This window comes from Desulfuromonadales bacterium (assembly GCA_035620395.1).
In the GTDB taxonomy this organism is placed as follows: domain Bacteria; phylum Desulfobacterota; class Desulfuromonadia; order Desulfuromonadales; family DASPGW01; genus DASPGW01.
In genome coordinates, this window is record DASPGW010000178.1 from 1 (window position 1) to 9,690 (window position 9,690).

Below are 9,690 nucleotides of genomic sequence, written 5' to 3' on the forward strand. Positions count from 1 at the left end.
AGGGCCGCCAGAAAGCCGATGACCACCGAGGGGATGGCCGCCATGATCTCCACCGTCGGCTTGATCATCTGCCGCAGCCGGGGACTGCCGAACTGGCTCGTATAGATGGCGCCGAACAGGGCCAGCGGCACGGCGAGGAGCATGGCGTAGAAGGTCCCCTTGAGGGTCCCGAAGATGAGGGGGGTGAGGCTGAATTTCGGCTCGAAGTCGTCGCTGGCCGACGACGACTGCCAGACGTGCGCCGGCGCCGGATATCCCTCGTACCAGACCTTGCCGAAGAGGGTGCCGAGGCTCACCTCCGGGTGCGGATTGTCGACCGTCCAGAGGGTTGCCTGGCCGTCGGCGGCAACGGCGAAGACGCCGTTGCCGCGGGCGGAAAAAGCAAAATGGCGGAGGGCGCCCGCCCCCTCGAGAGCCAGCAGATGCCGCTCGCTGGTCATATGGTCGAGGTGCAGGGCGCCGCCCTGATCGAGGCTGAGCAGCGACTTGTCCCGCCGCGACGGAAGAATTGCCGTCACCGCACCGGCATGTGCCTTCAAGGTGTGGATGCGGTGCAGCCTCTTTTCACCTGAGTTCTCCTCGCCAACCACGGGAAACCAGGTCGAAAGCCCGCCCTGCGCGTCGCCGACCGCCAGGGAGATATCGCCGAAGACCAGCCCGAGGGCGGTCACGGGGCGGGGTTCGGCAAAGGCCGGCACCCGGTCGAGAAGCACAGGACTGCCCGCCTCTTCCAGATTCCAGCGCAGCAGAATGCCGCTGCCGGTGCCGACATAGAGGGCATGCCCCGTGTGGTCGAGGGTCAGGGCGGTGACCGTCTCGGCCGGAGCATCTTCCAGCACCTGTTCGTGGCGCTCTTCCGAGCGGTTGCCGAGGAAATCCTCAGTGATTTCCGTTTGCTCAACGAGCAGACGGTTGTCGGCGAGCAGACTCACCCGGGTCTGGCGCCCCTCAGCGTCGATGCGCGCCAGGGAGCGAACCGGATGCCCCGGCGCCGGCGGCGGGAAAAGGGCCAGCCGCTCGTGGTTGAAGACAACCTTGCGCCCCCCCTGTTCGTCGAACTGCGGCTGGAACCGGATCTGCTCGAGACTGAGCGAGCCGTCGCTCCAGAGCAGCTCATAGATGTGTCCGCCGTCATATTCGACCCCCCTCACCTGCGCTTCGGGGACCGGCGGCTCCAGGGTCAGCCGGTCGAACAGTTCTCCCCGGCGAGCTTCGAAAAAGGCGAAGCTGCCATCGCGGGAAATGGTGAACGCGCTCTCCAGATATTCGTCGAGGCCGACGGTCAGAACCTCTGCTGCCGGCACCTCCGGCGGCAGGGCAAAGCGGGAGAAGACCTCCGCCCGCGGTGCCTGGAAGAGCGGGACGGCAACCCGGACGATCAGCAGGAGAATGAAGATGACGCTGCCGATGACGGTCAGACCGCCGGCGCTGATCAGCCAGCGGGCCATACGGTCTCTTCGTTTGATTCGTTTCAGGAATTTGCTTTCCATGCTCTCCCGCATCCGGTGCTGACTGGACGCGACGAAGTCCTCCCCTTCGGACATGCCCGGAGGGGAGGACCCGTCATCGTTCTACTGTTTTCTGAATTTCGCTGCCAGGGTCTTCGGCCAACGGCCCGTTACTTGCTGGCGGCCAGCTGCTTTTCCGCCACCTTGGCGGGCAGCGGCAGGTAGCCGTCCTTGACCACAACTTCCTGTCCTTCTTTGGAGAGGACGTACTTGATGAATTCCTCGACCATTTTGGGCAGCGGCTTGTTCGGCTCCTTGGCGACGTAGAGATAGAGCATCCGGCCCAGGGGGTATTTATTGCTCAGCACGTTCTCGTAGGTCGCCTCGTAGACCGGGGCGCCATCCTTTTCACTCAGGGCGAGCGCCTTGACCCCGGAGGTCTTGTAGCCGATTCCCGAATAGCCGATGCCGGCCTTGTCCTCGGTCACCGCCAGCACCACCGAGGCGCTGCCGGGCTGTTCCTTGACGATGTCCTTGAAATCCCCCTTCTTCAGGGCGTGCTCCTTGTAGAAGCCGTAGGTCCCCGAGGCGGAGTTGCGGCCGTAGATACTGATGGGGCGACCGGCCAGTTCACCCTTGAGCCCGAGCTGACCCCAGGTGACGATATCCGCAGCGGCGCCGCGGTTGCGGTTCTTGGAGAAGATGGCGTCGACCTGCGTCAGGGAGAGGGACTCGAGGGGATTGTCCTTGTGGACGTAGACCGCCAGCGAGTCGAGGGCGACGCCGATTTCGGTCGGCTTGTAGCCGTACTTCTGCTCGAACTTCTCGATCTCTTCCTTCTTCATCGGACGCGACATGGGGCCGATCTGCGCGGTCCCCTCGATCAGCGCCGGCGGCGCCGTACTCGACCCTTTCCCCTCGATCTGGATGTTGACGCTGGGATAGAGCTTGCGGAACCCTTCGGCCCAGAAGGTCATCAGGTTGTTCAGCGTGTCCGAACCGATGCTGTTGAGGTTGCCGGAAACGCCCTGGGTCTTGGTGTAGCCCTTGAGGGCCGGGTCGACCTGGAGCTGTTCGGCCTGCGCGGGGCCGGGCACCGACACCGCCGCAAGCGCCACCATTGCCATCACGGTCAGAAAACTGCGGGTTTTGCCGATAATCTGCATTTCTAGTCTCCCTCTTTTATTTATTGGATCGTCTGGGGACTATTATCCGCAGCCATGTTAGGGTCAGGTTAGCCGCCGGTAAGAAGCCTGCAAAATCGGTGTGCGGCACCTTTTTGCCGACCGCCGGAGAGTGTATAGACGGGGAGTGTTAGGTTATTGTTAGCGGCGTAAACTTTTCTCTCTCCGCCTGTCAGGAGGCTATCGCAAAGGAGGGCGATTGCAAGAGTGGGCCGAAGAGCAAAGAGGCGTTCAGGAAACGGCCGGCAGGATGAGAGTGAAGGTGCTCCCCTTCCCGGGAGTACTGTGCACGACGACTTCCCCGCCGTGGCTCTGGACGATATGCTTGACGATCGCCAGCCCGAGACCCGTCCCCCCCTGTTTGCGACTGCGCGCCTTGTCGACCCGGTAGAAGCGCTCGAAAAGGCGTGGCAGATGCTCCGGAGAGATGCCGCAGCCCCAGTCCTGCACCTTGACCATCACCTTGTCGCCGAACTGGCCGGCATCGACCACGACCCGGCCGGCCGGGTCGCTGTACTTGATGGCATTGGTCAGCAGGTTGACGACCGCCTGCTCCAGCAGCGGGGCGTTGATCTGCGCTGCCAGCTCGCCCGAGCAGTGCAGCACGATCTGCAGCGATTTCTCCCGGGCACCTACCGAACAGGCCTGGACGGCAGCTTCCAGCACCGGCCGCAGCGCTCCCCGGGCAAGGGGAACCCCCCCCTTCTCCGCTTCCTGCTCGATGCGCGAGAGGTCGAGCAGATCGTCGATGATGGCATTGAGGCGGTCGGCCTGGCGGGTGATGATCTGCAGGAAACGGTGGGCATCGTCGGGGTCCGCCAGCGCCCCGTCGAGCAGGGTCTCGACAAACCCCTTGATGGCGGTGATCGGGGTTTTCAGTTCATGCGAGACGTTGGCGACGAAGTCGCGGCGCAGGGTCTCCAGCCGGCGCAGGCGGGTCACGTCGTTGAGGACGATGAGCGCACCGATCTCCTGCCCCTGGGCGCCGCGCAGCACCGTGCCGTGGGCCTGGAGAAACCGCTCCCCCTCCTCGGCGTCGCGCAGCACGATGTCCCCCTCCACCGGCTCGCGGTTGGCCAGCGCCCGGGCGACGAAGCGCTGCAGGTCGGCCTTGCGCACCACTTCCTGGATGCGGCGACCCTCGGCCTGCTCCGGCCGCACGCCGAGAAGCCGGCCGGCGGCCCGGTTGAGGCGCAGTATCCGCTCCTCGAGGTCGACCGCCAGTACCCCTTCCACCATGCTGGCCAGCACCGCCTCCTGCTCGTTGCGTTGCCGCAGCACGGTCCGAATGCGGTCGTCGAGATGCGCCGCCATCTGGTTCATGGTTTCGGCCAGCCCGCAGATCTCCTCGGAACCGCTGACTGCCAGACGCCGGTCCAGTTCGCCACGGGCAAAACGCTCCACCCCCTGCCGCATCTCCTCCAGGGGACGACTGATCCGCCGCGCAATGAGCAGGCTGAGCAGCGCCGCCGCCAGCACGGCAGCCAGGCCGCCCAGCGCCATCTTCAGGTAGAGCGCGCGCAGGGCATCATCAATGGCGGTGGCCGCCATGGAGGTGCGCACAACGCCTACGACCTTGCCGTCGACCAGAACCGGCACCGCCACGTACATCATCTCTTTCTGCGCCGTGAAACTGAAGCGGGTGGCCCGCCCCTCGCCGCCGGCAAGCGCCGTCCGGACCTCGGGGCGTTCGGCATGGTTTTCCATCATCGCGGGGTCTTCCAGGGTGTCGCCAAGGACCTCGCCGGATGGCAGCATCAGGGTGATGCGGGTGGCGGTCTGCCGGCCGAGCTCCTTGCAGAGCCGGTCGAGAAAGGGGCGATCGGCAGCGGTCAGACGGTCGGCCACCTGGTTCTCCACTAGCCGGGCGCGGGCGGAGAGGTTGACGGCCGTCTCCTCGATATAGAAATCGCGCAGGGAGCGGGAAAAGTGCCAGGTGAGCCCGAGCAGGACCACCAGCAGGATCGCCAGGCAGGAGGGGAAGAGCTGCCAGAGAAGGCGCCGGGGTCGCATGCTCAGTCCTTGAACCGGTAGCCGACGCCGCGGACCGTTTCGATGTATTTGCCGCTCTCGCCGAGCTTGCGCCGCAGGCCGACGATCTGCACGTCGACGGCGCGTTCGGTGACGGCGTAGCTTTCGCCGCGCACCGCGTCGACAATCTGGTTGCGGGTGAATACCCAGCCGGGGCGGTTGGCCAGCAGCAGAAGGACGCGGAACTCGGTGAAGGTCAGCTCTACCGGCTCGCCGTTCACCAGCACCTCGTTGCGGCCGGGGTGGATGGTCAGCTCGTGGATGCGCAGGACGCCGCTTTTGTCGGCCGGCGCCGCCTCGCGCTCCCGGCGCCGCAGCACCGTCCGCACCCGGGCGATGAGCACCCGCGGGCTGAAAGGCTTGGGGATGTAGTCGTCGGCCCCCAGTTCGAGTCCGGCGACAACGTCTGCCTCCTCACCCCTGGCGGTCAGCATGACGACGGGTACCTGGGCGGTGGCGGGCTTCATCTTCAGCGCCCGGCAGACCTCCAGACCGTCCATGCCGGGAAGCATCAGGTCGAGCAGGATCAGGTCGGGAGCTTCCATGCCGGCCTGCTGCAGTCCGTCCTCGCCGGAGGTCGCACAGGTCACCCGGTAGCCCTCCCGCAGCAGGTTGTACTGCACCAGGGCCAGGATGTCCTCCTCGTCCTCGATGATCAGAATGTGTTCCTTGGCCATAGATTCTTTCCTGAAGTCTTGGAGAAGCAGGGACATCAATATTCTATGTATGTTAGCGCAATATTAGGATATTTGAAAACTTGTCCGTAAACCCGCCGGTGGAAGAGGAAAACTTCGATGGGGGAGGGCGGCCGGAGGATGGCCCGGATGGCATGCGGGCGGGGGGATGGCCGGCTGCGGCTGCAGGCGGAGATGCAGGCGACTTCCGTCCCGGCTATCTCAGCGCAGGTTGCGGCCGCCGAACCCCTTGGCCTTGCGCTTTTTCAGTCGGGTGACGTCCTTGTTGCGTTTTTCGGCCAGCTCCACCAGCAGCTGGTGGCAGGTTCGCGACTCCTCGCCCGGCGCCGGCCGGCGCTGGACGTAGCTGCCGTCGGCCTGCATCTCCCAGGCGCTGCGGCGGTCATTCCACTGGAGGTCGAGAAAGGCCCGCAGATCCTGGCGCAGCAGCGGATCTTCCACCGGCACCACCACCTCGACCCGGTGTTCGAGGTTGCGCTGCATGGCATCGGCCGAGCCGATCAGGTACTCCTCCTTGCCGCCGTTGCGGAAGTAAAAGAGACGGGCGTGCTCCAGGAACCGTCCGACGATGGAAATCACCCGGATGTTTTCCGACAGGCCGACCAGCCCGGGACGCAGCCGGCAGCTGTCGCGAACGATGAGGTCGACCCGGACGCCGGCCATGGAGGCCTGGTAAAGGGCGCGGGTGATGTCGACATCCTCGAGGGCATTCATCTTGAACTGGATGTGGCCGGGCTGTTTTTCACCGTGCAGTTCGATTTCCCGCTGGATCTTCTCCATCAATGCCTTTTTCAGGATTTTCGGAGCCGGCAGCAGCTTGCGGTAATCGCGCTTGGGGCTGTAGCCGGTGGTCAGGTAATTGAACAGTTCGGTGGCATCGTTGCCGAGTTCATCGGCACAGGTCAGCAGTCCGAAATCGCTGTAGACCCTGGAGGTCAGGGCGTTGTAGTTGCCGGTGCCGAAATGCACGTAGCGGCGCAGCCCGCTGTAATCCTGACGGACCACCAGGATGACCTTGGCGTGGGTCTTGAGGCCGACCACCCCGTAGGTAACGTGGATGCCCGCTTCCTCCATGCGGCTCGCCAGGCGGATATTGGCCTCCTCGTCGAAGCGCGCCTTCAGCTCCACCACCACCGCCACCTGCTTGCCGTTCTGGGCGGCGCGGATCAGGGTGTCGACGATGCGGCTGCGGCTCGAGGTGCGGTAGAGGGTCATCTTGATGCCGCGGACCTTCGGGTCGACGGCCGCTTCCTGAAGAAAGCGCTCCACCGAGGTCGCGAAAGACTCGTAGGGGTGCTGCAGCAGGATCGAGCCGGCATCGCGGATGATGTGGAAAATGTTCCGTTCGCTCTGCAGGGCCGGGTGGTCGATGGGATGGTGGGGCGGGTCCTTGAGGTGCGGGTAGTCGAGGGAGGCGATTTCGAACAGGTCGCGTATCCCCATCATCCCCTCGGTCTCGAAAACGTCCTGCTCCTCGTTCAGGCCGAGTTCGGCGGCCAGGCGGCCGCGGCGCACCGGATCCATCCCCGGCTTGACCTCCAGGCGGACGATCGGCGCGAACTTGCGCTCCAGCAGGGCCGATTCGATCAGCGCCAGCAGGTCGTCGGCGTGTTCCTGGCTTCTTTCCGTGTTGGCGTTGCGGGTGACCCGGAACAGTTCGCAGCTGACCACCTCCATCCCCGGGAAGAGCATGTCCAGGTTGTTGGCCATCACCTCTTCCAGCAGCACGAAACTGTCCCGCTCGCCGACCCGCAGCAGGCGCGGTGCCCCGGCGCTGATCGGCACCTTGACCCGGGCCAGCGAGAGCTCCCGGTCCTCCGGGTAACGCAGGGTGACCAGCAGGTTGAGGGAGAGGTTGGAGATGAAGGGGAAGGGGTGCGCCGGATCGATCGATTGGGGGGTGACCAACGGAAAGATGTTCCGGAAATAATCGTCCCGGACCTGCTTGCGCTCTTTTGCGGAGAGATCGGCAAAATCGCGGATGGCGATCCCTTCCTTCTTCAGCAGCTCCTTGAGATGGTTGAGCAGGCGCTGCTTGTCCGCCTGGTGCTGCCGGATGATCGCATAGCACTGCTCGATCTGCTCCTGGGGGGTGCGGCCGTCGACGGTCCGTTCCAGAACCCTGGCCCCTTTCTGCTGCTTGAGGCCGCCGATCCGCTTCATGAAGAATTCGTCCAGATTCGATCCGGTGATGGCGGTGAACTTGACCCGTTCCAGCAGTGGGGTGCGCTCGTCGAGGGCCTCGTGGAGCACGCGCTGGTTGAAGGCCAGCCAGGTCAGTTCCCGGTTGAGATAGAGGTCGGGCGCGGAAAGATCCGGGGGCGACGGTACCGCTTCCTTTCGAACGGGCTTCGCGGTCATCTCTTTTGAATTCTTCGGCATAGAGGCATCGAGCTGCTGGGCTGTTTCTGCGGAGCCGGGGGTTTTGACCGATTCCGGCTGGTCAGTGTTATTGTATCCAATTTCGCCGCCTGTGCATGCGCCCACTGCTGTTCTCCCGGTTTTTCAATAAATAAGAAGAGATTTTTCTCCCCGGCACCATGAGGTAATGTGTGCTGCTTCGGTTAGTATTGTGTGAGGTATAGGCTGTGATGGGGCATTGCGAGGCGGATCGGGCGAAAACTAACCAAGATCTAACCTGGGACTGAAAACTTTCACAAATCGTAGTGGCGGTGATACAGGCGCTACGAATGAATCCCTGCGCAATAATGGGGACACCTATCTGCGGACACTTGCCAAAAGGAGAGGACCATGGAGAAAGAAGTTCAAAAGGAGCTGCAGCAGATCAAAGGGGTTGGCGCGGTTCTGGCGCAGCGTCTGGTCGAGGCGGGTTTCGACAGCTTTTCCCGGGTGGTCGAGGCGGGGGAGGAAGGCTTGAAGAAAATCCGCGGCATCAATCCGCGGGCGATCCCCGCCATTCTCGAACAGGCAAGGGGGCTGGCAGGCGAAGTTGCGGCAGGCCCGGATGAGCGGCTTCGCGTTCTGCAGGAAACCACGGAACGGCTGGAGAAGCAGGTCCAGGAGCTGACGGCAGCCATCCGGGAGCGGCAGGCGGGAAAGCTCTCCGGAAAGAAGGAAGAGCGGTTTGAGAAAGAGGTAAGCAAGCTGCTGAAAGGGCTCGACAGGGTGAAAAAGCAGCAGGGGATCCGCGTCAAGCGGGCAAGGAAAAGTCTAGCCAAAACCGGCAAGAGACTTGCCGGTCTGACGGAAGACGGCATCAAGGGGTTGACCCGGGGCCTCAAAAAAGCACGCAAGTCCCTCAAGCGGGTCTTTGCCTGAGAGCGGGTCCGGAAGGTGCTCCAAACGACCTCTCCTTTTCAGGCAGCGGGCTGAGCGTGTCTGGTAAGGATCGATTCAGATACTTCATTCCAAGGCCCTCGCTCAGGACAGGATAAATGGTCTGGCAACCTGCCCGCAAACCTATGAATCTCCTGGTTCTCGGGGCTTCCGGCGGCTGCGGCCAGTGGCTCGTCCGGCTCGCCCGGGAACGCGGCCACCACGTGCGGGCGCTGGTGCGGCCGGCGACCCCGTTCAACCCGCCGGCCGGGATCGAGGTGATCCGCGACGAAGTGCTCGAAGAGGGGGTCCTAGATCGGGCGCTGGAGGGGTGCGAGGCGGTGCTCTCCGCCCTCGGCATCCAGCGGAAAACGCCATGGAACCCCTGGTCTGCCCTCGCCTCGCCGCCGGACCTTGCCACCCAGGCCGCCAGGCTGCTGGCGGAGGCCATGCCCGGACACGAGGTGCGCCGGGTCGTGGCGATCAGTGCGGGTGGCGTGGGCGAAAGCGTTCGAGGCCTGCATCCGCTCCTCCGCTGGCTGATCGCCAACAGCAACGTCGCGGCCTCTTATCGGGATCTCGCAGGGATGGAGGCGGTCTTCGCCGACAGCGGACTCGATTGGCTGGCGGTTCGCCCCACGACGCTCAGGGCCGGGCCCCCGACCGGCTCAGTTCAGGTCGTCCAGCATTTCGGCCTGCTCAGCCGCATCTCGCGAGGCGACGTGGCGGCCTGGATGCTCGCCGCCGCGGAGCGCCCGGAGCCGTTCACCGAGCGCACCCCCATGCTTGGAACGGCCGTTCGCCGGCGTCGGTGAAGCGCCTGGTCCGCGAAGCTGCCCTGGCCCCCCTAAGGGTTCTCCCGCTGCTTGACAATTCATCCCTCGGACGGCGGCAAAGGCAGGATGTCTGCATCGTCCTTGAGCTTCACGCCCGATAGACGGTACCGGCGGGCCCGGGTCAGCAGATGCAGGAGTTTCTGCGCCGCCTCTTCGTATCCCAACCCTTCCGGACGGATGTTGGAGATGCAGTTGCGCTCCGCGTCGGTGCGACCCGGGC

8 protein-coding genes are annotated in these 9,690 nt (G+C 64.2%); 2 read left to right on the forward strand and 6 right to left on the reverse strand.

Going from position 1 to position 9,690, the window contains the following annotated elements; translation table 11 throughout:
• From VD811_09380 to ppk1, 5 genes are all read right to left on the reverse strand, one after another.
• The coding region (locus tag VD811_09380) for an ABC transporter permease (GenBank protein HXV21179.1) at positions 1-1,448 on the reverse strand (1,448 nt) is incomplete at its 3' end.
• A 170-nt stretch (positions 1,449-1,618) separates the two neighbouring features.
• Positions 1,619-2,614: a phosphate ABC transporter substrate-binding protein gene (locus VD811_09385; GenBank protein ID HXV21180.1), complete on the reverse strand. Its 996-nt coding sequence runs from the start codon at positions 2,612-2,614 to the stop codon at positions 1,619-1,621.
• A 249-nt stretch (positions 2,615-2,863) separates the two neighbouring features.
• Positions 2,864-4,645 (reverse strand): ATP-binding protein, encoded by a 1,782-nt coding sequence (locus tag VD811_09390; protein HXV21181.1) that lies wholly within the window; start codon positions 4,643-4,645, stop codon positions 2,864-2,866.
• Between the two features lie 2 nt (positions 4,646-4,647).
• Positions 4,648-5,340, reverse strand: a complete 693-nt coding sequence (locus VD811_09395) for a response regulator transcription factor (protein HXV21182.1) — start codon at positions 5,338-5,340, stop codon at positions 4,648-4,650.
• A 219-nt stretch (positions 5,341-5,559) separates the two neighbouring features.
• Complete coding sequence (ppk1, locus tag VD811_09400; GenBank protein ID HXV21183.1) at positions 5,560-7,719, reverse strand: polyphosphate kinase 1; 2,160 nt, start codon at positions 7,717-7,719, stop codon at positions 5,560-5,562.
• 390 nt (positions 7,720-8,109) lie between these two features.
• On the opposite strand from ppk1, the gene VD811_09405 reads away from it, so the two are divergent.
• Both VD811_09405 and VD811_09410 read left to right on the forward strand, forming a co-directional pair.
• Complete coding sequence (locus tag VD811_09405) at positions 8,110-8,637, forward strand: helix-hairpin-helix domain-containing protein (protein HXV21184.1); 528 nt, start codon at positions 8,110-8,112, stop codon at positions 8,635-8,637.
• Positions 8,638-8,753: 116 nt separating this feature from the next.
• A complete protein-coding gene (locus VD811_09410; protein HXV21185.1) occupies positions 8,754-9,449 on the forward strand; it encodes an NAD(P)H-binding protein in 696 nt (231 codons plus the stop codon).
• A gap of 59 nt (positions 9,450-9,508) precedes the next feature.
• Here VD811_09410 and VD811_09415 read toward each other — a convergent pair.
• On the reverse strand, positions 9,509-9,690 hold a 182-nt coding region (locus VD811_09415), incomplete at its 5' end, for an ethanolamine ammonia-lyase light chain EutC (protein ID HXV21186.1).

Excerpts from the sequence above, each read along its gene's own strand:
- VD811_09385 (HXV21180.1), bottom strand. The coding sequence starts at position 2,614 with ATGCAGATTATCGGCAAAACCCGCAGTTTTCTGACCGTGATGGCAATG.
- VD811_09390 (HXV21181.1), bottom strand. The coding sequence starts at position 4,645 with ATGCGACCCCGGCGCCTTCTCTGGCAGCTCTTCCCCTCCTGCCTGGCG.
- VD811_09395 (HXV21182.1), bottom strand. The coding sequence starts at position 5,340 with ATGGCCAAGGAACACATTCTGATCATCGAGGACGAGGAGGACATCCTG.
- ppk1 (HXV21183.1), bottom strand. The coding sequence starts at position 7,719 with ATGACCGCGAAGCCCGTTCGAAAGGAAGCGGTACCGTCGCCCCCGGAT.
- VD811_09405 (HXV21184.1), top strand. The coding sequence starts at position 8,110 with ATGGAGAAAGAAGTTCAAAAGGAGCTGCAGCAGATCAAAGGGGTTGGC.
- VD811_09410 (HXV21185.1), top strand. The coding sequence starts at position 8,754 with ATGGTCTGGCAACCTGCCCGCAAACCTATGAATCTCCTGGTTCTCGGG.